Origin of the sequence: Thermomonas sp. (assembly GCF_029945965.1) — a bacterium.
In the GTDB taxonomy this organism is placed as follows: Bacteria; Pseudomonadota; Gammaproteobacteria; order Xanthomonadales; family Xanthomonadaceae; genus Thermomonas.
The window spans coordinates 282,486-304,650 of sequence record NZ_JAQSDO010000020.1; the positions used below are offsets into that span (position 1 = coordinate 282,486).

Consider the following 22,165-nt stretch of genomic DNA (forward strand, 5'->3'; position numbering starts at 1 on the left):
AGCGTTACGCCAGTTTCAGGTCAGGCCCATCGCCTGTTGCGCGAGCAGGCTGCCGGCCGCGACCGCGAACCAGGTGCCGAGGCCGAGCAGGATCGGGCGCGGGCCGGTTTCGCGCATCTGCCTGAGGTCGGCTGACAGGCCGATGCCGGCCAGCGCTGCCACGATGCAGACCTGCGCGGCCACGTGCAGGAGGTGCAGGAGCATGGGCGGCAAGAAGCCTGTGCTGCCGATGGCGGCTGCGGCCACGAAGCCAAGAATGAACCACGGGAACGCGCTGCCGACCGAAGTGTTGCCGGTCGTGCCGCGGTTGCGCCGGGCCAGCCACATCGCCAAGGCCAGGGTCACCGGCACGATCAGGCTGGCACGGGTGAGCTTGACCACGGTGGCCAGTTCACCAGCGGCTTGGCTGTACTGATAGCCGGCGGCGACCACCGAGGAGGTGTCATTGATCGCAGTACCTGCCCACAGCCCGAAGCCGTGGTCGCTTAGCCCCATCAGGTGTCCCAGTGGCGGAAACAGCAGTGCACCGGCGACGTTGAACAGGAAGATCGTGGTCATCGACAGGGCGATTTCGTGGTCGCGTGCGCCAATCACCGGCGCGGTTGCGGCGATCGCCGAGCCACCACAGATCGCGGTGCCCACGCCGATCAGCACCGGCAGCGCGCCACTCAGGCGCAGCAGTCGGCTGAGCCCCCACGCAGTGAGGAAGGCGATTGCGAGCGTGACGAGGGTCAACGGTAGCGACGCCAGGCCGGTCTTCGCCACCTGTGACAGCGACAGCCCGAACCCGAGCATCACCACTGAGGCGCGCAGTATGGGTCCTTGCGCAAACTTGATGCCTGGCTGGTGCTGCGGTCGAACGATCCCGGCTGCGCCCAGCGCAAGCCCTAGCAGCAGGGCCGACACCGCCCCGCCCACCACCGGCACCCACGCGCCGACCAGCATCGCCGGCGCCACCACCAGTGCTACCAGCAGCAGTCCACTGGACCGTGCACGCCACTCCTGGAGCAGGATCGGGCGGATTGGCAGGGAGGCGTGGGATGCGGCGTTCATTGCGATGCACGAGTTTGGAATGGCAAAAGTGTGTGCCTCGCTACGAATAAAAAATAGTTTCGATTATTTATTCATGCGATAAGATTATTTGATGCATTACGCTAGCCCGCGCCAGCTCGAAGTCTTCGTGCAGACCGTTGCCTGCGACAGCCTGCGGGGCGTTGCCGAGCTGCTGCACATGACCCAGCCGGCCGCCAGCATGGCGCTGGCGGAACTCGAGCGCCTGGTCGGAGGCGAACTGTTCGAACGCCGCCGTGGTCGCCTGCACCTGAACTCACGTGGGCGTGCTCTTTTGCCATTGGCCAAGGAATTGCTGGAACGCCATCGCGAGTTCATTGGTTTCGATACGCACGGCATCGCCCCGGGTAGCGAGTTGCGCATCGGCGCCAGCAATACCGTGGGCAACTACCGGATTGGTGAATTGCTGGGACCATTCGCCCGCGCGCAACCCGACGTGCGCCTGCGGCTGCGGGTGGAAAACACCCGCGTGATTGCCGCCGCCGTGCTCGATGGCAGCCTGGACGTGGGCTGCGTGGAGGGTCCGGTGATGCATGCGGAACTGCAGCGCCGGCGCTGGGGCGATGATCTGTTGGTGGTCTGCGCCGCCGCTGACCACCCACTCGCTGGCCGCCGCGGCTTGGTGCCCGACGACTTCCGCGACGCGCGCTGGGTGTTGCGCGAACCGGGTTCGGCGACCCGCGAAATGAGCGAACGCCTGCTGGCGCAATTACCGACGCCGGCTGGCCTGCTGGAACTGGACCAGACCGAAGCAGTGAAGCAGGCGGTGGTCGCCGGCTTGGGCCTGGCCTGTCTACCGGAAGTGGCGCTGGCCGACGCCGTCGCCGCGGGCAGGTTGGCGGTGCTGGATACGCCATTCGCGCAATTGCGCCGAACCCTGTCGCTGCTCTGGCAACGCGATCAATACCAAGGGGCAGCGTTGCGCACCTTTCTGGCATCAATCACGCCATCAGCTAAACCATCGCCCAAGGCAGCCCAACCCGCGCGTTGACGTCGGCCTGACCGCCTCCGGCCCGGCCTCCGGCTACAATTGGAATCCCCACCTGATGCCGGAGCTGCGATGTTTTCCCGTGCCCACCTGATTGCCGGATACGATCCTGAGCTGGCCAAGTCCATCGCCGATGAAACCCGCCGACAGGAGGACCACGTCGAGCTGATCGCCTCGGAAAACTACGCCAGCCCGCGGGTGATGGAAGCGCAGGGCAGCCAGCTGACCAACAAGTACGCCGAAGGCTATCCGGGCAAGCGCTATTACGGCGGCTGCGAATTCGTTGACGTCGCCGAGCGTTTGGCGATCGAACGTTGCAAGGAATTGTTCGGGGAAGGTTCTTCAGAAGGGATGTATGCGAACGTGCAGCCGCATTCAGGCTCGCAGGCCAACCAAGCAGTGTATTTTGCGCTGTTGCAGCCGGGTGACACCATTCTCGGCATGTCGCTGGCCCATGGCGGTCACCTGACTCACGGGGCCAAAGTCAACTTCAGCGGGAAACTCTTCAACGCCGTGCAGTACGGCGTCGATGAGAACGGCATGATCGACTACGACGAAGTCGAACGGCTGGCGCTGGAGCACAAGCCGAAGATGGTGGTTGCCGGCTTCAGCGCGTATTCGCAGATCGTGGACTGGGCGCGCTTCCGCGCCATTGCCGACAAGATCGGCGCCTACCTGTTCGTGGACATGGCGCATGTGGCCGGCCTGATCGCCGCCGGCGTTTATCCGAATCCGGTACCGCATGCGCATGTGGTGACGTCGACCACCCACAAGACGCTGCGCGGTCCGCGCGGCGGGATTATTGTTGCGAGCCGCGTCGGCATGGGCGATGCAGCGGAAGAGATCGAGAAGAAGCTGCAGTCGATCGTGTTCCCCGGCATCCAGGGCGGCCCGCTGATGCACGTGATCGCGGCCAAGGCGGTGGCGTTCAAGGAAGCACTCGAACCCGGATTCAAGACCTACCAGGCGCAGGTCGTGAAGAACGCGCAGGCGATGGCGAAAACGATCATTGCCCGTGGTTACAAGATCGTTTCCGGCGGCACCGAAAATCACCTGATGCTGATCGACATGATTGGCAAGGGCGTGACCGGCAAGGCGGCCGAGGCCGCACTCGGCAAGGCCCACATCACCGTCAACAAGAACGCGGTGCCGAACGACCCGGAAAAGCCCTTCGTGACCTCGGGCCTGCGCATCGGAACCCCTGCAGTGACCACCCGTGGTTACGTCGAAGCCGACTGCGTGGCACTGGCCGAATGGATCTGCGACGTGCTCGACAACCCGAACGACGAGGCCGTGATCGCCGGCGTGCGCGAGAATGTGACCAGGCAGTGCGCGCAGTTCCCGGTATACGGCGACTGACGCTGGCGTGCATTGCCCGTTCTGCCAGCACGAAAACACCCGTGTGATTGATTCGCGTGTCAGCGATGACGGCGTGACGATTCGTCGGCGCCGCGAGTGCGAGGCTTGCGGCGAGCGTTTCTCCACGCTGGAAACGATCGAACTGAAACTGCCGACGATCATCAAGTCCGATGGTCGGCGCGAGAATTTCGACGCGCGCAAGTTGCGGCTGGGTTTTGATCGCGCGCTGCAGAAGCGGCCGGTATCGGAAGAGCATGTCGAAGCCTCGGTGCGCGCGGTCGTGCACCAATTGCGGATGACCGCCGAACGCGAGATCGCCTCGCGCCGACTGGGTGAATTCGTGATGGGCGAGCTGCGCAAACTCGACCATGTCGGCTACGTGCGCTTCGCGTCGGTGTACCGCGCGTTCGAGGACGTGGCCGATTTTCGCGAGGAACTGGATCGGTTGGAACATGACCTGCCCGGAGAAGGCCAGCTGTCACTGCTTGGCGGCGCGAGTCCGGGCACGGAATCGACCGAGAAGGGCCGCAAGCGATGAGTCAAACCGCGAAATTCTCCACGACCGATCACGAGATGATGGCGCGTGCACTGCGGCTGGCAGAACGCGGCGCATTCACCACCCGTCCAAATCCCATGGTCGGCTGCGTGATCGCGCATGGCGAGGAGGTCGTAGGCGAGGGTTGGCACCAGCGCAAGGGTGGCCCGCATGCGGAAGTTTTCGCACTGGAAACGGCCGGTGACCGCGCGAAGGACGCGACGGCTTATGTGACGCTTGAGCCGTGCGCGCACAGTGGTGACACCGGTCCGTGCGCAGATGCACTGATCACGGCAGGCGTGGCGCGCGTGGTCTGCGCGATGCGCGATCCGTTCCCGAAAGTGGATGGTGCCGGCATCGACATGTTGCGTGCGGCCGGCATCGAGGTCGAGGTTGGCCTGATGGATGCACAGGCGCGCGAACTCAACCGTGGCTTCGTGTCGCGGATCGTGCGCGGCAGGCCATGGCTGCGGGTCAAGCTGGCGACCAGCCTGGACGGGCGCAGCGCGCTCGCGTCCGGCGATTCCAAATGGATCAGCAGCGAAGCCTCGCGGCAGGACGTGCAGCGCTGGCGTGCGCGCAGCGGCGCATTGCTAACCGGCGCCGGCACTGTGCTGGTGGACGACCCACGGCTGACGGTTCGTTTGGAAACTGGCGATGACTTCGTGCCGCCGTTGCGGGTGGTGCTGGACCCTGGCTTGGCGACGGTCGCGCGTGGTCGCGTGCGCGAAGGCAATGCACCAACCCTGTACCTGCACGCGCCCGACGCCAAGCCGCCCCGCCTGCTAAGCACAGGGCACGGGGCCGAGCACGCCGCCGTGCCGGTCCAGCGCGGCCTGTTCGACTTGCACGCGGTGCTGCGCCTGCTCGCCGAGCGCAGCATCAACGAAGTCCAGCTGGAAGCGGGCGCTACCCTGGCCGGCAGTTTTCTCGCCGCCGGGCTGGTCGATGAACTGCTTCTTTACATCGCACCAGTACTACTCGGCGAACGCGCGCGTCCGCTGTTCGACGGCCTGCACATCGACGAGATGACCGAGCGCCTGCAACTCAAGCTGGTCGATACACGCCATGTCGGCGACGACCTGCGTTTGCTGTTGCGGCCACCTGCGGACGCAAGCTGATGTTCACTGGATTGATCGCGGGCGTTGGCCGCCTGGCCGCGCGCGAACCGTGCGGCGGTGATGTGCGCTTGACGGTCGATGTCGGCAACCTGCCATTTGACGACGTGGCGTTGGGCGAGAGCATCGCGGTCAATGGCGTGTGCCTGACCGTGGTCGAATTCGATGCCGTGTTGTTTGCCGTGGATGCTTCGAACGAGACATTGGCATTGACCACGCTCGGCAGTTTGGCCATCGGCGCACCGCTCAATCTTGAGCGCGCGATGCTGCCGACCGATCGCCTCGGCGGCCATCTGGTCAGTGGGCATGTCGATGGCCTCGGCCATGCCGTGCGCCGTTGGGACGATGCGCGCGCGGTGCGCTGGCGGATCGAAGCGAGCATGGATGTACTGCGCTACATCGCGCACAAGGGCTCGGTCTGTGTGGACGGCGTCAGCCTGACAGTGAATGCGGTGGATGACACTGGCTTCGAGGTCGCCCTGATCCCGCACACGGTCGAACACACCGCATTCCGCGCATTGCGCGAAGGCGATGCGGTCAACCTCGAAATTGATCTGCTGGCGCGTTATGTCGAGCGCCTGCTGGCTACCAAGGATGCGCAATGAGTTTTGCTTCAATCCCCGAACTACTGGAAGAACTGCGCGCCGGGCGCATGGTGGTGATCGTCGATGACGAGGATCGCGAGAACGAGGGCGACCTGATCATGCCGGCCGAACTCGTGCGGCCAGCCGACATCAATTTCATGGTCACCCATGCGCGCGGATTGGTCTGCCTGTCGCTGAACCGTGAGCGTTGCGCGCAACTTGGGCTCAATCCAATGGTGCGCGACAACACCTCACAGCACCACACCAACTTCACCGTCAGCATTGAGGCTGCCGAAGGCGTGACCACCGGCATCAGCGCCTACGACCGTGCGCATACCGTGCGTACTGCGGTGCGGCCGGATGCGAAACCTCAGGACCTGTCGCAGCCTGGCCACATCTTCCCGCTGATGTCGCAGCCCGGCGGTGTGCTGACCCGTGCCGGGCATACCGAAGCTGCCGCAGATTTGTCCCTGCTCGCGGGCTTCGAGCCGGCTGGCGTGCTGGTGGAAATCCTGAATGCAGACGGCTCGATGGCGCGGCGCCCGCAACTGGAAGCCTTCGCTGCCGAGCACGGCCTGAAGATCGGCTCGATCGAGGATCTGATCCGTCACCGCTCGGAAACCGAGCACACGGTCGAATGCATCGACAGTCGCGCGGTCGACACTGACCACGGCGGCTTCGTCCTGCATACCTACCACGACCGTCTGAGTCGCGCCCTGCATTACGCGCTGGTGCGCGGCGAGGTCGGTGGGGCAGAACCGGTACTAGTGCGGGTGCAGGCGCAGAACCCGCTGGCAGACGCGCTGCACTGGCGGCGCAGCGATTTCGGTCCACTGGTCGGCGACGTGCTGGCATTGATCGATGCGCAAGACCGCGGCGTGCTGGTCCTGCTGGGCGAACCTGAAGACACCGAGGCGACCCTGGCCCGGATCCGTGAACAACCCGAACCGGCTGCCGGCAAGACTGGCGCGCTGGCGCAATGGCGGCGGACGGGCGTGGGCTCGCAGATCCTGGCCGACCTAGGGCTGTCGAAACTGCGTGTGCTCGGCAGCGCGCGCCGGCAGGTCGGAGTGGCCGGGTTCGGGCTTGAGATCGTGGAGTACGTGGCGCTGCCACCGCGCTAAACTGCACGACCCCGCTACGACCGGATGTCTCCGGACTAACCTCGATGCCGCATCTAGAAGGCGAGCTGCGTGCCCCGCAAGGCGCACGCTTCGCGATCATCGCCAGCCGCTGGAACCCGCGCATCACCGATACGCTGGTGGCCGCCGCGCGCCAGACCTTCGCTGCCAATGGCGTGGACGAAGCCGCACTCGACGTGATCCGCGTGCCGGGTGCATGGGAATTGCCGATGGCCGCACGGACTTTGGCCATGGCCGGCCGGCATGCGGCGCTGGTGGCGCTGGGTTGCGTGGTGCGTGGCGACACCCGCCATTACGAACATGTCGCCGATGGCGCCGCCGAAGGCCTGATGCGGGTTGCGCTGGATACTGGCGTGCCGGTGATCAATGGCGTGCTGGCGGTGGAGCGCTTCGAGGATGCCGCGGCGCGCGCTGGCGGCAGTCATGGCAACAAGGGCGAGGAAGCCGCGCTGGTGGCGATCGAGATGGCCGACCTGGCGCAAAAACTGCAGACACAAGGAAATCCGCGATGAATCGACATAGGCACGATGGCATCGATGGCCAAGACACGGGATCGAGTCATGCATAAAAAACATCGGAGTGATGGGGTTGATCCCGTCGCACGTTCGCGTTCACGGCGACGCGCGTTGCAGGCGATCTACGCCTGGCAACTGAACCACCCGAACGAGCAGGCCCTGATCGCGGAGTTCGCGCATGAGCAGGCGCATGAAGTTGCCGACCTCGAATACTTCGAGGACCTGGTGCGCGGCGTACTGCGCCATGTCGCCGAACTCGATGCCGCGCTTGCTGGCCACCTGGACAGGACGGTCGAAGAGGTCGACATGATCGAACGCGCCGCGCTGCGCATCGCCGCCTATGAACTCATCCACCGGCCCGACGTGCCGTACCGGGTGGTGATCAACGAGGCGATCGATTCGACCAAGCGTTTCGGTTCCGAGCACGGCCATACCTATGTCAACGGCGTGCTCGACAAGGCCGCGCTCGCGCTGCGCGGTAGCGAAGCGCAGGCACCGCGCACGCGCTGAGCGCGCATCTCTGTGAGCACCAGGGAATTCGAACTGATCGCCCGCATCCGTGCACGCGTTGCGCTGCGCGACGATGTGGTGCTGGGCATCGGCGACGATGCTGCCCTGTTGCAGGTGCCCGCCGGCCAGCAGCTTGTGGTCGCGATGGACACGCTCAATGCTGGCGTGCACTTTCCGGAGGACACCGCGCCGGCCGATATCGGCTGGAAGGCGCTGGCGGTGAACCTATCCGATTTGGCCGCGATGGGTGCGCAGCCAGCATGGTGCACCTTGTCGCTGTCGATGCCGGAGGCTGATACCGCGTTCGTCGACGGGTTCCTGGATGGCTTCCTTGCGCTTGCCAGCCAGCACGATGTCGCATTGGTCGGTGGCGACACCACGCGCGGTCCATTGTCCATCTGCGTGACCGTGCATGGCTTCGTTGAAGCGGGCACTGCATTGCGCCGCGATGCAGCACGCATCGGCGATGACATCTGGGTCAGCGGTACATTGGGTGATGCGGCGGGTGGATTGCAGCAGTGGAGAGAAAGAACCGTAAAAGGGGGTCAGAGTGGCCTTTCGCTTGCTAACGGCCACTCTGACCCCCTTTTACGTGCACGGTTGGATCGACCAACCCCTCGGATCGTACTGGGCCGGGCCCTTCAAAGCATCGCCCATGCCTGCATCGACGTGTCCGATGGCCAGCTCGCCGACCTCGGTCATCTGTGCAAAGCCAGCGGCGTTGGTGCACAGGTCAATATCGATGCATTGCCTGCTTCCGAAGCGCTTTGCGCGGCCTTCGATCAACAGGTGCGCCAGCGCCTGCAGGCGACCGGCGGCGACGACTACGAACTGTGTTTCACCGTGGCGCCGGATGCGCGCGCTGCGGTTGATGCGGTTGCGCGCGAGATGGAATTGGAACTCACCCGGATCGGCGTGATCATCGCCACGCCGGGCGTGGCAACGCGGACGGCTGAAGGCGCGTGGTCAGCGCCCGCGGCCGGGTGGGTCCATTTCGGTTGAGCCAGGGGCCGGCAAGGCCTGGATGAGTGGTTCAACCAGGCTGGCCGGGATCACCGTGGCCTTGCCGTCGCCGGCAAGGCCAGGTTGCGATTCCATTGCAGTGTCTGCCGAGACTGCAGCGTTCTGCGGCAGAAAGGGTGCAGTGATGAGCAGGTCCTTGGCGACAGGTGCGGTGTCGGTGATCTCGCGGTAGAGGGCCAGTGCAATGATCAAGGAGCCACGCGTGCTTGGATGGATGCCATCCGGCAACAGATTCGCCTTTGGATCGGCCTTGCGCAATGCGTCCAACACGCCTGCCGCGTTGAACACCTTCGCCGACGTCTTTACCGCAATCATGCGCGCGCTGCGGTTCAAGCTCCCTTGCCAGCGATCATCAGGTGCCCAGGTGGTAAACACCAATGTCCTGGCGCCGCTTGCCTTGGCCAGTGCCGCAAGTTCCGTGTAGGCATGCACGCTTGCCGCGCACGGCGCCTTGCGTGCATCTGGCGTTGCCATGCATGCCGCGAGCTTGCCGCCTATCTCCTGCAGCACCACGACATCGAACTTGCGCGTGCGCAAGGCCTCCGCGGCATGGCCATCGTGCAAGCGTTCGGACAGCATGCCGTTTGGCGCGGCATAGGTTTCGGTGGTGATCGTGGTGCCTTGCGAGGCGCCGACTGCACGCAGCAAGGCAGGCAGGTTGTTGGTGTAGGTCAGGCTGTTTCCCACCATCAGCACGTGATATTCGCGGGGCGATGGGGCTTGCTGTGCATTGGATCGCAGTGGAGTGGCGAACAGCACCGCGCAGGACAGGAGCAGAACGAAGCGCGGCAGGGACATGACGACAACCGATGGGTGGGTATATGGACATAGCAGACTAAGGAGTCGCAGCGTCAGATGCGAGTGCCATTGGTTGGGCATCGATGCCAATTGGATGCGTGATTCCGCCGGTCAGGCCTCATCTGCACGGAACGCATCACGCAACCATTGCAGGCACGGGGCTGCCGGATCACCGGAGGCATCGACCACGTCAAACCGGCAGGCGGCCTGCGCATGCTTGGGGTTACGCATCAGGAATACCTGCGCTGCATGCACCAGTTTGCGGCGCTTGCGCGCATCCACCGATGCGATGCCGCCACCGAACGCGGCGCTGGCGCGATAGCGCACTTCGACGAAGACCACTACATCGGCATCGAGCATCACCAGGTCGAGTTCTCCGCCTCGCGAATGCGCGTTGCGTGCGAGCAGTTGCAGACCATGCGCCTGCAGGTGGGAGAGGGCGACAGCCTCGACTGCGTCGCCGCGGGCGCGGCCCGCAGTTATAGGCACGCTGTCATCGGCTCAGTGGGCGTCGTCAGCGACCGGTACGGCGACGCCGCCGGTGAAGCGTGACCAGCTTGGCCGGCGCAGCACGTTGCCGAAACCGTCCAGGCTCAGGCGGCCGGTCGCGCCGGCGATGTCGCTGTTCGGCGACAGCGCCAGGCGTTCCAGGTAGGCGGTCAGCAGCCAGGCGTCATAGCCGAATGCGAACAACCGGGCGGCCGGCCCCCTGGCGCTGTTGGTGCGGGCTGCCGCGCTGGCCTGGGACGGGATGCCGGGCACGTCGCGCACACCCCAGGTCTCGGTGGGATAAACGATGCCGTCCAGCAGCAGGTCTTCGCTGGCCTTGCCGGTGCCGGACACGATCTGCGAGGTCGCCACGCGTGGTTTCCCGGCTAGCCCGGCCGCAGCCAGTCGAGGCGCGAGTTCGTGTGCCTGGCTGCCCTTGAGGGCGAGGAATACCGCATCGATGTTGCTGTCTGCAGGCAGCACGAGGGTGGCGCCGGGACGGTAGTCGAGGCGTGCGGCGACTTGCCCGCCACGCTGCAGCAGGTGTTCGGCCAGCGCTCCGGAGGCGCGACGTTGGGCATCGTCATTGCCACTGATGATCAGGACCCGGCGTGCGCCGCTGTCGAGGATGTATTCGGCGGCAGTGATGCCTTCGTCCTCCGGCGACAGCGAAAAACTGGCGCTGCCCGGGGGCGGCATCCGACTGCCGCGGTTCAAGGCCAGCAGCGGAACGGGTGGCGCGGCGTTGGCGAACACCGCGTCGACTTCCTCGCGGCTGAGCGGGCCGACCACGAAATCGTTGCCTTCGGCCACTGCGCGCGCATACGCCAAGCTGGCACCTGCCGTGGTGTCGTAAAAGCGCAGTTCCGGGCGATGCCGGCGTTCGCCGTAATAGCCGGTCAGGAAACCGTCGCGCACGGGTTCGGCCGCCGCCGCCAGGTTGCCGCTCAGCGGCAGCAGCAACGCGACCTTGACCGGTGGGCGATAGCCATCGCGGTCCGCGGGTGGGCGATTGGCGGCATCGAATTGCCAGTCGCCGCGATCAAACGCGCGCGGCAACGGCAGGCCGCGATTGAGCAGGGCGCGGCCTGCAAAGTTGTAGAGCGGGTCGCCGGTGGGCAGATCGCTGGCGCCACGGCTCAGGCTGGCATCGTCCAGTTGTGCAAGCAGGGTCTCGATCCGCGCGGCATTGGCGGCGCGCGCCGCTGCCGGCAGGCTGGCCTGCTGGCTGGCAAGCGTGCGCGCCTCGGCGAAGACAGGGTTGTGCGCGACTACGGGCGCGATGTGTTGAACCTCGACACTGGCACAGCCGGCGACCGCGGCCATGATGGCCAGCAGCAGGGCGATTGCAAGGTGTTTCAAAGCCACGGCAGCGGTGCTCGTTCGGGAACCCGCTAGGATTCTACCCGTGACGTCAGTGAAGGAATGCAATGCAGCATCCGGGAATAACAGGTTCTGGAAAGCCAACCGCTGGAAAACTCCATGTCGTTGCCACCCCGATAGGCAACCTCGGCGACCTCAGCCCACGGGCGCTGGAGACATTGAAAACGGTGGCTGCGATCTGCGCCGAGGACACCCGACATACGCGCCAGCTGCTGTCGCACTTCGGCGTCGAGCGCCCGCTGATTGCCCTGCATGAGCACAACGAAGGCGAGGCGGCTGCAGCCCTGGTCACGCGCATGCTGGCGGGTGATTCGTTGGCGTTGGTGTCCGATGCCGGCACGCCACTGGTTAGCGATCCCGGTTTCCGGCTGGTGCGCGCCGCGCGCGCGGCCGGGATCAAAGTCAGCCCGGTACCGGGCGCCAGCGCATTGATTGCTGCGCTCAGCGTGGCAGGCCTGCCGAGCGACCGATTCGTGTTCGAGGGTTTCCTGCCTGCCAAGGCCAGTGCGCGGCGCGAGCATCTGATACGCCTTGCCAGCGAGCCGCGCACATTGATCTTTTACGAATCCGCGCATCGCATCGAAGATTCTCTGGACGATGCAATCACTGCATTTGGCGCGGAGCGGCATGCGGTGATCGGCCGTGAGTTGACCAAGCTGTTCGAGACCGTGCTGGATGGCTCGCTGGCCGAGCTTGCCGAACGCGTGCGCGCGGATCCTAACCAGCGCAAGGGCGAGTTCGTGCTGCTCGTGCAGGGCGCAGGCGAGGATGCCGATGCCAAGGTGGCCGAAGGCCAGCGCATGTACGCCAAGCTGGTCGCACACCTGCCGCCCTCGACCGCCGCGAAATTGGCGGCCGAACTGAGCGGGGCGCCACGCAAGGCGCTTTACGGCGGGCAAGGCTAACCTTGGTCAGCTAGAGCAAGAGCAGCTACAGCAAATCCACCGGACTGCGCGTGCTCTGGACGGGTCTCAGCAGATGGGTGTAACGCATGGTGGTGTCCAGGTGCTTGTGCCCTAGCAAGGCCTGAATCGTGCGTATGTCCGTGCCAGCGGCCAGCAAATGGGTCGCGAATGCGTGCCGGAGGCCGTGCAGGCTTGTTTGCTTGTGGATCCCTGCACTCAGCAGGGCCTCACGAAAGGCGACCTGCAAAGTGGATGGCGACAGATGCCAGCGCTGGTGGCGGCCTGAATGCGGACACGTACGAATGAATTGCGAGCCGAACAGGAACTGCCAGCCAGTCGCGCGTGAGGCAGATGGATGTTTGCGCTGCAGGGCGCTGGCCAGTGGCGCGTATCCGGCGCCGTTGTTGACGTCCAGTCGGTGGCGCGCGACCACTTGCTGCAGATGCTGCTGCAGTCGAGGCAACAGGCGCTCGGACAACATCGCATTGCGGGATTTCCCGCCCTTGCCCGCAGCCACGCGGACCAACCGATTGGCGGCATCGATGTCATGCACGCGCAGGGTCACGCATTCCATGACACGCATGCCGCTGCCGTAGATCAACAGGCAGGCCAGGCGCGGAATGCCCTGCAACCGCAGCAACACTGTGCGCACCTCATCCTTGGTCAGGATTACCGGCACCGTGGCCATGCGCCGGACGTTGCGCAACCCTTTCAGGTGCCCGACATCCTTGCCGTACACGTCCCGATACAGGAACAACAGGGCGCTCAAGGCCTGCATATGGGTCGATGCCGAGATCCGACGCACCTCTGCGCAATGGGTGAGGAACGGCGCGATGCCGTCCACCCCGAGATCCCGTGGGTGTCGGCCTTGATGGAACCGGATGTAGTGCCGGATCCACAGTTTGTAGGCATCTTCGGTGTTGGGGCTGAGGTGGCGGCGGCGACAGGTGGCCGTGACCACGTCCATCAGTCGCTGCGGGGGAAACAGACTCGGTGAGTCACCCCATATGCTTGGCTCCGGTGGAGGACAAAAACATCATCCTAGCGGGCATGCGTGACACAATGAGCGTGGCGGAGTCGGCCAGACAGTCGCGTCATCCACATGCAAATGTGCGATGCCGAGGAAAGTCCGGGCTCCACAGGGCACGGTGCCAGGTAATGCCTGGGCGGCGCGAGCCGACGGAAAGTGCAACAGAAAGATACCGCCTTCAGATCCTTCGGGATTCGTCGGTAAGGGTGAAATGGTGCGGTAAGAGCGCACCGCGAGCCTGGCAACAGGCCGGTACGGCAAACCCCACCGGGAGCAAGACCGAATAGGGACCCCATGACGTTGCCCGCGTCAGGTCCGGGTAGGTTGCTTGAGCGTATCGGTGACGATGCGCCTAGAGGAATGACTGTCCACGACAGGACCCGGCTTATCGGCCGACTCCGCCACTTTTTCGGCACGCAGTGCCGAAAAACCCCCAAAGTCGGCTTCGCAAACTTTGGGCCCCGGGCAGACGCCTCCAAATCCCCGCCGCTTCGCGGCGCCCCCTTTACTAAAGGAGGCTAGGCATTCTGAAAGATTCTGGCGAATCCAAGCGCACCTGACTTGGGGCTGGTGCTTCTCCAAATGTCCACGCAAGTGCCCGCGTAGCCTCGATCAACCACTCGGTTGGAAGCTGCGCACTCGCTCGTCATCCCAGCGTAGGCGGGGATCCAGTGACTTCGCTTGCCAATCCCCGCCTCTATATGCCCAATCTTGGGCCGAAAGCGCCATCTCTGGTTTCGCTGCGCTGCAGCACGGGATCCTGGCCCTCGCGGGCGCTTCCACCGAAATCGAGTCAATGGTCACGCATTCTCAAAATTTGAGACGAAACAGCAGCTTGTGGATAAAGCTTGAACAAGTCTCTGAAGTTCATTGCAAGTCATTGACCTGCAAAGTGAAAGTTCCGTTGTGGAGTTGTTGACAACCCCCAAGGCCGTGCCTACTGTGGTGTCTCGTGGGAAAACCGGGGAATACGTGGTTTTCTCTTACTTAAAACCCGCGCAGACGGGCGAGGCAGGGCATGTTCCAGGGCGAAACCGCCATCACCATCGACGACAAGGGCCGGCTGGCCATTCCGACCAGCTACCGGGACCTTGTTGAGCGTGAGTGTGGCAACCGGCTGGTCATCACTTACAACCCGTTCGAGGTTGGCTGCCTGTACCTGTATCCAATGCCGGTTTGGGAAAAAGTGCGCGACGAAGTCAACAAGCTACCGCGCACCAAAAAGACCAGTCGCCTGTTGCAGCTGAAGCTGGTCGGCGCGGCGGCGTTCGCGGAGCCCGATGGCAACGGACGCATTTCCATCCCGGCCAGTCAGCGCAATGCGGTCGGCATCGAGAAGAAAGCAGTGCTGCTGGGCATGGGCGACAAATTCGAATTGTGGAGTGAGCAGGCTCATCACGCCCAGATCCGGCAGACGCTTGGCGATGCCGACCTGGGCGAGGACCTGCTGGGCCTGGCGTTGTGACCACCGGTGGCGCGGGCCCGGTGCCTGCCCACCTCCCGGTGATGTTCGCCGAGGTCATGGAGGGCCTGGCGGTGAAGGCGGATGGAACATATCTGGATGGCACCTTCGGGCGTGGCGGACACGCCCAGGGCGTATTGGACAAGCTGGGGCCTGGAGGCCGCATGCTGGTGATGGACAAGGATCCCGAGGCGATCGCCGTGGCCGAAAGGTTGTGTGGCGATGATGCGCGCGTGTCCCTGCGTCGGGGCAGCTTCGCCGACCTCGCCGCTTGGCCTGCAGCCAATGCGGGGCTGGATGGCGGCTTGGATGGAGTACTACTGGATCTTGGAGTGTCATCGCCACAACTCGATGTGGCCGAGCGCGGGTTTTCGTTCACCAAGGATGGTCCGCTGGACATGCGCATGGATCCGGACAGCGGCGAAAGCGCCGCGCAGTGGCTGGCGCGTGCCGACGAAAAAGAGATCGCCGACGTGCTGTGGACCTGGGGTGAGGAAAAACAGTCACGCCGGATCGCCCGCGCGATCGTGCAGGACCGCGTCGCCCAGCCGTTCACCCGCACCGCGCAGCTGGCTGGATTGATTGCCCGGCTGATGCCGCGCAATGACAAGAAAGCGCATCCGGCGACGCGCAGCTTCCAGGGCATCCGCATCCATATCAATCGGGAACTGCTCGATCTGGAAGCTGGATTGGATGCCGCGTTGGCCTGCCTGAAGCCTGGCGGCAGGTTGACGGTGATCAGCTTCCATTCGCTGGAAGATCGCATCGTCAAGCAGTTCATGGCCCGGCTTGCGAAGGCGCCACCGGCCAATCGACGCATGCCAGTGGCAATTGAGTTCACCCCGACCCTGCGCTTGCTGGGCGGCGCGCAGAAAGCCGGCGCTGCCGAACTGGCTGCAAACCCGCGCGCGCGCAGTGCGGTGTTGCGCGTGGCCGAGAAGTTGCAAGCCGACAACGCTGCGGTGGCCGCATGAGCCGCTACGTGCTGCTCGCCGTGCTGGTGTTGGCAAATGTCGCCACGGCATTGACCTTGGTGCGCGATCGCCACGAACACCGTGTGCAGTTCATTGCCCTGAGCAAGCTGGAGAAGGCGCGCGACGAACTGAACATCGAATTTGGCCGCCTGCAGTTGGAGCAGGCGACATGGGCCGAAAGCAATCGCGTCGACCAGGTCGCGCGTGAGCGTCTGGGCATGTTGTTCCCGCGTACTGAAGACATCGTGGTGCTGCGCCCATGAACATCTTCGGCCGCCACGTCCCCGGCACCCGCCAACATGATTCACGCGAGCGCAATCGGCGCGAGGCTTCGCGAGCAGCCAACAATCGCCCACGCGCGCGCAGCCAGCAGTTCGACCTGCGCCGCCGCCTGATGCTGGTCGGCGGCACCCTGGCGCTGTGTTCGGCGGCGCTGCTGGCGCGCGCGCTGGACCTGCAGGTGATCGACAACGAGTTCTACCAGCGGCAGGGCGCAGCGCGCTTCCTGCGCGAAATCCCGATCGCTACTTCGCGCGGGATGATCACCGACCGCAATGGCGAGCCGCTCGCGGTCAGCTCGCCGGTGGAATCTATCTGGGGCAACCCGCAGGAACTGCTGAAGGCGCCGCAACGGCTGCCGCAGCTGGCTGAAGCGCTAGCCATGCCGCTGGACGAATTGAGCCGTCGCCTGAGCCAGCGCGCGGACAAGGAATTCATCTACCTCAAGCGCCGGATCAACCCGGACGAAGCGCACAAGATCCTGTCGCTGGACATCCCCGGCGTGGCGTCGCAGCGCGAATACCGCCGCTTCTACCCGCAGGGCGAGGCGATGGCGCATGTGCTGGGCTTCACCAACATCGACGACCGCGGCCAGGAAGGCCTGGAACTGGCATTCGACGACTGGTTGCGTGGCACCCCGGGCGCCAAGCGCGTCATCCGCGACCGTCGCGGCCGCATCGTCGAGAACGTCGACCTGGTGCGCGCTGCGCAACCGGGCCACGACCTTACCCTCAGCATCGATCGCCGCATCCAGTACCTGGCGCATCGCGAGCTGCGCAACGCGATCAACCAGTTCGGTGCCAGCAGCGGGTCGGCGGTGGTGCTCGATGTCGCCACTGGCGAGGTGCTGGCGATGGTGAATTTCCCGACATTCAATCCGAACGCAGTGGGCAGCAGTCCGCGTGACGCGCACCGCAACCGCGCGGTCACCGACCTGTTCGAGCCGGGTTCGACGATGAAGCCGCTGACCGTGGCCGCCGCATTGGAAGCGGGCGTGATTACGCCGACATCCTTGTTCAACACCAGCCCCGGTTCGATTGCCAACGGTCGCTACCGCACCACCGATACCCACAATTACGGTGTGCTGGACACCACCGGGGTGATCCGCAAGAGCTCGAACGTCGGCGCGTCGCTGATCTCCAGGCGGCTGAGCAATCAACAGTTCTACGACTTCGTGAGCCGCTTCGGCTATGGCCACAAGACCGGCAGTGGCTTCCCTGGCGAATCGGCTGGCGTGTTCCCGGCGCCGGACCGTTGGGATGGCACCAGCAAGCAGACCATGAGCTATGGCTACGCGCTGTCGGTCACCCCGCTGCAGATCGCCACGGCGTATGCCGCACTGGGCAACGGCGGCATGCTGACGCCGCCCAGTTTCATCAAGGGCCAGCACGCGAAGCCGCATCGGGTGCTGGATCCGATGGTTACTGATGAAATCCTGCACATGATGCAGACGGTGACCGAACCTGGCGGCACCGCGACGCGTGCGGCGATCCTGGGTTACCACGTGGCCGGCAAGACCGGGACCTCGCGCAAGGCGAGCGCGGGCGGTTATTCGCGCCGCTACATCGGCTATTTCGCAGGCCTGGTGCCGGTGGAGAACCCACGGTTCTCGATGGTGGTGATGGTCAATGATCCCGATCCCGCCAAGGGCTACGTGGGTGGCACGGTGTCTGCGCCGGTATTCCGCAACGTCATGGAAGGCGCACTGCGTCTGATGGACGTGGCGCCGGACGACCTGGATGCCTGGCTGGCCGCACAGGCCGAAGCCGAAGCCAAGCGCCGCAAGGCCAGTGGCCATGCAGCGCCGCCACTCGCCAGCAATACCGCATCGATTCCGGCTGCCGCCACCGCGAGGGCGCCGCAATGACCCGTGCGATGCTGCTGAGCGAGTTGCTGCCGGAGCTCGAGGGCCTGTCCCGGGACCTCGCCATCACCGGGCTGGTGCAGGACAGCCGCGCAATCCGTACTGGCGATGCGTTCGTGGCGATCGGTGGATTCGGCACGCATGGCCTGGCCTTCACCGAGACCGCGCGCGCCGCGGGCGCCGCAGCCATCCTGTTCGAGCCACCCGCACCGGACGACCTGTCGGCACCTGACGATGCGATCCCGGTGGTCAACTTGCGCGCGCGCATGGGCGCGATGGCCGATGCTTTCCATGGCCAGCCCAGCGCGGCGATGACCACGGTTGGCGTGACCGGCACCAACGGCAAGACCTCGACCGTGCAATTGCTAGCCCAGGCGTGGACGCTGCGCGGCGAACGCTGCGGCACCATTGGCACGCTCGGCGCCGGCATCTATCCCAATATCGTGCCGACCGGTTTCACCACGCCGCTGGTGCTGCGCCTGCACGAACTGCTGGCCGAGCTGCGCGACGAAGGCGCATCGACCGTGGCGATGGAAGTGTCCTCGCACGCGCTCGACCAGGGCCGCGTGGACGGCGTGCATTTCGACGTGGCGGTGTTCACCAACCTCACCCGCGATCATCTGGATTACCACGGCGACATGGCCAGCTATGGCGCGGCCAAGGCACGGTTGTTCGACTGGCCGGGCTTGCGCTCGGCGGCGGTGAATCTCGACGATGCGTATGGCCGCGAACTGTTCGCTGCGGTCAGCCCGCGCCTGCGCGTGGTCGGTTTCAGTTCGCGTGGCGCCAGTGGCGCCAGCATCCGCGCCGAAGAGGTGATGCTGGATGCGCGCGGCATCCGCTTCATGCTGCATGTCAGTGGCCAGGCGCACCTGGTGCGCTCGCCGTTGCTGGGCCGGTTCAATGTCGACAACCTGCTCGCCGTCGCTGCAACCCTGTCGGCGCTCGGCATGGCGCCGGCCATGGTCGCCGAGATCCTGTCGCAACTGCATCCCATCGATGGCCGCATGAATCGGTTGGGTGGCGAAGTGTCGGAGAACGGCATTGTCCTACCGCTGGTCGTGGTGGATTACGCGCACACACCGGACGCGCTGGAGCAGGCGTTGTCTTCATTGCGTGCGCACACCGCCGGCAAGCTGGTCTGCGTGTTCGGTTGTGGCGGTGAACGCGACACCGGCAAGCGCCCGCAAATGGCCGCGATCGCCGAGCGCGGCGCGGACGTGGTGATCGTCACCGACGACAACCCGCGTAGTGAAGATGGCGATGCGATTGTCGCCGACATCCTGGCCGGCTTTGCCGACGCATCACACGCCATCGTGCAGCGTGATCGCGCACGTGCGATCTCTGATGCGATCGTCATGGCCGATGCAGATGACGTGGTGCTGATCGCTGGCAAGGGCCACGAGCCTTACCAGGAGGTCAACGGTGTTCGCCATCCATTTGCGGATACTTTGGTCGCCCGCGATGTGCTGGGCAAGCGCGCGCAGCACATGGATGTGCAAGTGCTGCGTCCGCAGGACGCGGAGAAGCAGCCGCAGCACATGCATGTGCAAGTGCTGCGTCCGCAGGACGCGGAGAAGCAGCCATGACGCCGCGCACGCTGGCTTGGATTGCGCAGGCTACGGGTGGCCAGTTGCATGGCGCCTATGCAGATCAGCATGTCGATGCGGTTGCGATCGACACTCGCGTATTGCGCCCCCACCCCAACCCTCCCCCGCTCGCGGGGGAGGGAGGCGAGCGCATCGCGCAAGCGGGTGGGGGAACACTGTTCGTAGCGCTGAAAGGCGAGAACTCCGATGGTCATGAGCATGTCGCCGCAGCGGCAGCGGGTGGCTGCATCGCCGCGCTGGTCAGCCGTTGTGTCGATGTCGACCTGCCGCAGGTGTTGGTCGCTGACACCGAACGCGCGCTCGCCGCTATTGCCGCGGCAATGCAGCGGGAACGCGTCACTAAAATACTCGCGATCACTGGCAGCAACGGCAAGACCAGCGTCAAGAGCATGCTGTTGCCGATCCTCGAGCGCTGCGGCAAGGCGTATGCGAATCCCGGCAACCGCAACAACGAGATCGGACTGCCGTTGGCGGTGATCGATGCGCCGGAAGATGCCGATTTCGCGATTTACGAAATGGGTGCGGGCAAGCCCGGCGACATCGCTTATCTGACCGCGATTGCACGTCCGGATGTGGCCTTGGTCAACAACATCGCGCCCGCGCATCTGGAGCGTCTTGGTAGCTTGCTCGGTGTGGCTGATACCAAGGCGGCGATTTACGATGCGCTGCCCGGACATGTCGATGAAAGGCCGGGCGTGGCAGTGGTCAATGCCGACGACGCGTTTGCGCCGTATTTCATCGAGCGCGCGGCCGGTCGTCGTGTGTTGCGCTTCGGACTGGATGCCAGCGCCGAGATCAGCGCGCGCGATGTCCAGCTCGATAGTGATCGCACCCGTTTCATGCTGGTCGCGCCGGATGGCGAAGTCGCGATTACCCTTTCGATGCCGGGTCGCCACAACCTGCGCAATGCGCTGGCCGCCGCCAGCATGGCGCTTGCCGTTGGGGCCAGCTTGCAGGAGGTCTGTGACGGTCTGGACGCCGTGCAACCGGTCGCTGGGCGGCAGGTCAGCCATCGCCTGCGAAGCGGCGCGGTGCTCATCGACGACAGTTACAACGCCAATCCAGGTTCTCTGGATGCAGCGATCGAATCATTGGCGGCAGCGACCTCGGCCAAAGACGGCAACGAAGCCTGGTTGGTACTAGGCGACATGCGCGAACTCGGTGCGGATGAAATGGCGCTGCACCTGCAGGCCGGCCAGCGCGCGAAGGCGGCCGGCATTGCGCATCTGTATGCGCTCGGTCCGCTGAGTGCAGCGGCGGTGCAGGGCTTCGGCGATGGCGCGCGTCATTTCGATAGTCACGCAGAACTCGCCGATGCGTTGATCGCCGGACTCGGTGCCGGCATGCGCGTATTGGTCAAGGGTTCACGCGGCAGCGCGATGGACCGCATCGTCAAACAACTGTTGCAGCACGACGCCGCGAACGAAAAGGGAGAGGTCGATGCTGCTTGAGCTGACACGCTGGCTGGAACAACTGCAGCACCATTTCGGCCTGTTCAACTACCTGACTTTCCGGGCGATCCTGGGCGCGTTGACCGCGCTTGCGTTGTCGCTGTGGTGGGGGCCGGCGACGATCCGCAAGCTGGCCACGCTCAAGGGCGGCCAGCCGATCCGCAGCGATGGCCCGCAGTCGCATTTTGCCAAGGCCGGCACGCCGACCATGGGCGGTGCGTTGATCCTGCTGACCATCGCCGCATCAGTGCTGCTGTGGGCGGACCTGCGCAACAAGTACGTCTGGGTGGTGATGGCGGTGATGCTGGGCTTCGGCGCGATCGGCTGGTGGGACGACTGGATCAAGATCGTCAAGCGTGATCCCAACGGCATGCGTTCGCGCACCAAGTACGCGCTGCAATCGATTCTCGGTTTGGCCGCGGGCATATACCTGTACGCCTATGCCGACGTGCCGGCGGCTACGACTTTTTATGTGCCGTTCTTCAAGTCGGTGGCGTTGCCATTGGTCGGGATCAGTTTCGTGGCGATCGCCTATTTCTGGATCGTCGGATTTTCCAACGCGGTCAACCTGACTGACGGCCTCGATGGTTTGGCGATCATGCCGACCGTGCTGGTGTCCTGCGCGCTTGGCGTATTCGCCTACGCCTCGGGCAACGCGGTGTTTGCCGAGTACCTGCAGATCCCGCGAGTGCCGGGCGCGGGTGAACTGGTGGTGTTCTGCGCGGCGATTGCCGGCGCGGGTCTTGGTTTCCTGTGGTTCAACACGTATCCGGCGATGGTGTTCATGGGCGACATCGGTGCGCTTGCGCTTGGTGCGGTGCTCGGTACCGTCGCGGTGATCGTGCGCCAGGAACTGGTACTGGTGATCATGGGCGGGATCTTCGTGATCGAAACCCTGTCGGTGATGATCCAGGTCGCCAGCTTCAAGCTGACCGGCAAGCGCGTGTTCAAGATGGCGCCGATCCACCACCACTTCGAACTCAAGGGCTGGCCGGAACCGCGCGTGATCGTGCGCTTCTGGATCATCTCGGTGGTGCTTGTGCTGGTCGGTCTGGCCACGTTGAAGGTGCGCTGA

22 protein-coding genes and 1 other RNA gene are annotated in these 22,165 nt (G+C 64.7%); 18 read left to right on the forward strand and 5 right to left on the reverse strand.

Features of this window, described 5'->3' with window-relative positions:
- Positions 1 to 15: 15 nt before the first annotated feature.
- Positions 16 to 1,053, reverse strand: a complete 1,038-nt coding sequence (locus tag PSV05_RS14020; RefSeq protein WP_300066404.1) for a putative sulfate exporter family transporter — start codon at positions 1,051 to 1,053, stop codon at positions 16 to 18.
- 91 nt (positions 1,054 to 1,144) lie between these two features.
- On the opposite strand from PSV05_RS14020, the gene PSV05_RS14025 reads away from it, so the two are divergent.
- From PSV05_RS14025 to thiL, 9 genes are all read left to right on the forward strand, one after another.
- Positions 1,145 to 2,062, forward strand: a complete 918-nt coding sequence (locus tag PSV05_RS14025; protein WP_300066407.1) for a LysR family transcriptional regulator — start codon at positions 1,145 to 1,147, stop codon at positions 2,060 to 2,062.
- Positions 2,063 to 2,131: 69 nt separating this feature from the next.
- Positions 2,132 to 3,418, forward strand: coding sequence for a serine hydroxymethyltransferase (gene glyA, locus PSV05_RS14030; protein ID WP_300066410.1), 1,287 nt, complete (start codon positions 2,132 to 2,134; stop codon positions 3,416 to 3,418).
- Between the two features lie 7 nt (positions 3,419 to 3,425).
- The gene (gene nrdR / locus PSV05_RS14035) at positions 3,426 to 3,956 is read left to right on the forward strand and encodes a transcriptional regulator NrdR (protein ID WP_300066412.1); all 531 of its coding nucleotides are present in this window, start codon (positions 3,426 to 3,428) and stop codon (positions 3,954 to 3,956) included.
- The gene (gene ribD, locus PSV05_RS14040) at positions 3,953 to 5,074 is read left to right on the forward strand and encodes a bifunctional diaminohydroxyphosphoribosylaminopyrimidine deaminase/5-amino-6-(5-phosphoribosylamino)uracil reductase RibD (protein WP_300066415.1); all 1,122 of its coding nucleotides are present in this window, start codon (positions 3,953 to 3,955) and stop codon (positions 5,072 to 5,074) included. The genes nrdR and ribD overlap by 4 nt, the downstream gene beginning before the upstream one ends.
- Entirely contained in the window at positions 5,074 to 5,676 is a 603-nt protein-coding gene (locus PSV05_RS14045; protein WP_300066418.1) for a riboflavin synthase, read from the forward strand. Before ribD ends, PSV05_RS14045 begins: the two co-directional genes overlap by 1 nt.
- Positions 5,673 to 6,779 (forward strand): 3,4-dihydroxy-2-butanone-4-phosphate synthase, encoded by a 1,107-nt coding sequence (gene ribB / locus PSV05_RS14050; protein ID WP_300066420.1) that lies wholly within the window; start codon positions 5,673 to 5,675, stop codon positions 6,777 to 6,779. Before PSV05_RS14045 ends, ribB begins: the two co-directional genes overlap by 4 nt.
- A gap of 44 nt (positions 6,780 to 6,823) precedes the next feature.
- On the forward strand, positions 6,824 to 7,309 hold the full coding sequence (gene ribH, locus PSV05_RS14055; RefSeq protein ID WP_300066423.1) for a 6,7-dimethyl-8-ribityllumazine synthase: 486 nt from the start codon (positions 6,824 to 6,826) through the stop codon (positions 7,307 to 7,309).
- A 48-nt stretch (positions 7,310 to 7,357) separates the two neighbouring features.
- A complete protein-coding gene (nusB, locus tag PSV05_RS14060) occupies positions 7,358 to 7,822 on the forward strand; it encodes a transcription antitermination factor NusB (RefSeq protein ID WP_300066426.1) in 465 nt (154 codons plus the stop codon).
- A 12-nt stretch (positions 7,823 to 7,834) separates the two neighbouring features.
- The gene (gene thiL, locus PSV05_RS14065) at positions 7,835 to 8,824 is read left to right on the forward strand and encodes a thiamine-phosphate kinase (protein WP_300066429.1); all 990 of its coding nucleotides are present in this window, start codon (positions 7,835 to 7,837) and stop codon (positions 8,822 to 8,824) included.
- On the opposite strand, the gene PSV05_RS14070 is transcribed toward thiL, so the two are convergent.
- From PSV05_RS14070 to PSV05_RS14080, 3 genes are all read right to left on the reverse strand, one after another.
- Entirely contained in the window at positions 8,789 to 9,643 is an 855-nt protein-coding gene (locus PSV05_RS14070; RefSeq protein ID WP_300066432.1) for an SGNH/GDSL hydrolase family protein, read from the reverse strand. The two genes, thiL and PSV05_RS14070, sit on opposite strands and share 36 nt — an antisense overlap.
- A 111-nt stretch (positions 9,644 to 9,754) precedes the next feature.
- Positions 9,755 to 10,132, reverse strand: a complete 378-nt coding sequence (locus PSV05_RS14075) for a YraN family protein (RefSeq protein ID WP_300066435.1) — start codon at positions 10,130 to 10,132, stop codon at positions 9,755 to 9,757.
- 12 nt (positions 10,133 to 10,144) lie between these two features.
- The gene (locus PSV05_RS14080; protein WP_300066437.1) at positions 10,145 to 11,500 is read right to left on the reverse strand and encodes a penicillin-binding protein activator; all 1,356 of its coding nucleotides are present in this window, start codon (positions 11,498 to 11,500) and stop codon (positions 10,145 to 10,147) included.
- 62 nt (positions 11,501 to 11,562) lie between these two features.
- On the opposite strand from PSV05_RS14080, the gene rsmI reads away from it, so the two are divergent.
- Positions 11,563 to 12,420 (forward strand): 16S rRNA (cytidine(1402)-2'-O)-methyltransferase, encoded by an 858-nt coding sequence (gene rsmI / locus PSV05_RS14085; RefSeq protein ID WP_300066439.1) that lies wholly within the window; start codon positions 11,563 to 11,565, stop codon positions 12,418 to 12,420.
- Between the two features lie 25 nt (positions 12,421 to 12,445).
- Here the strand turns inward: rsmI and PSV05_RS14090 are convergent, their stop codons facing one another.
- Positions 12,446 to 13,387 carry an integron integrase gene (locus tag PSV05_RS14090; protein ID WP_300066441.1) on the reverse strand — a complete coding sequence of 314 codons (942 nt, stop codon included), beginning with the start codon at positions 13,385 to 13,387 and terminating at the stop codon, positions 12,446 to 12,448.
- A 106-nt stretch (positions 13,388 to 13,493) separates the two neighbouring features.
- On the opposite strand from PSV05_RS14090, the gene rnpB reads away from it, so the two are divergent.
- The 8 genes from rnpB to mraY all read left to right on the forward strand — a co-directional run bounded on the left by rnpB (position 13,494) and on the right by mraY (position 22,165).
- Positions 13,494 to 13,854, forward strand: an RNA gene (rnpB, locus tag PSV05_RS14095) — RNase P RNA component class A.
- Positions 13,855 to 14,468: 614 nt separating this feature from the next.
- Positions 14,469 to 14,915, forward strand: a complete 447-nt coding sequence (gene mraZ, locus PSV05_RS14100; RefSeq protein WP_300066444.1) for a division/cell wall cluster transcriptional repressor MraZ — start codon at positions 14,469 to 14,471, stop codon at positions 14,913 to 14,915.
- A gap of 20 nt (positions 14,916 to 14,935) precedes the next feature.
- Positions 14,936 to 15,886: a 16S rRNA (cytosine(1402)-N(4))-methyltransferase RsmH gene (gene rsmH, locus PSV05_RS14105; protein WP_300066446.1), complete on the forward strand. Its 951-nt coding sequence runs from the start codon at positions 14,936 to 14,938 to the stop codon at positions 15,884 to 15,886.
- Positions 15,883 to 16,149, forward strand: a complete 267-nt coding sequence (ftsL, locus tag PSV05_RS14110; protein ID WP_300066449.1) for a cell division protein FtsL — start codon at positions 15,883 to 15,885, stop codon at positions 16,147 to 16,149. Before rsmH ends, ftsL begins: the two co-directional genes overlap by 4 nt.
- 131 nt (positions 16,150 to 16,280) lie before the next feature.
- Positions 16,281 to 18,032: a penicillin-binding transpeptidase domain-containing protein gene (locus PSV05_RS14115; protein WP_300067022.1), complete on the forward strand. Its 1,752-nt coding sequence runs from the start codon at positions 16,281 to 16,283 to the stop codon at positions 18,030 to 18,032.
- Entirely contained in the window at positions 18,029 to 19,618 is a 1,590-nt protein-coding gene (locus tag PSV05_RS14120; protein WP_300066452.1) for a UDP-N-acetylmuramoyl-L-alanyl-D-glutamate--2,6-diaminopimelate ligase, read from the forward strand. The genes PSV05_RS14115 and PSV05_RS14120 overlap by 4 nt, the downstream gene beginning before the upstream one ends.
- On the forward strand, positions 19,615 to 21,090 hold the full coding sequence (gene murF, locus PSV05_RS14125) for a UDP-N-acetylmuramoyl-tripeptide--D-alanyl-D-alanine ligase (RefSeq protein ID WP_300066455.1): 1,476 nt from the start codon (positions 19,615 to 19,617) through the stop codon (positions 21,088 to 21,090). The genes PSV05_RS14120 and murF overlap by 4 nt, the downstream gene beginning before the upstream one ends.
- Positions 21,080 to 22,165: a phospho-N-acetylmuramoyl-pentapeptide-transferase gene (gene mraY, locus PSV05_RS14130; RefSeq protein WP_300066458.1), complete on the forward strand. Its 1,086-nt coding sequence runs from the start codon at positions 21,080 to 21,082 to the stop codon at positions 22,163 to 22,165. The genes murF and mraY overlap by 11 nt, the downstream gene beginning before the upstream one ends.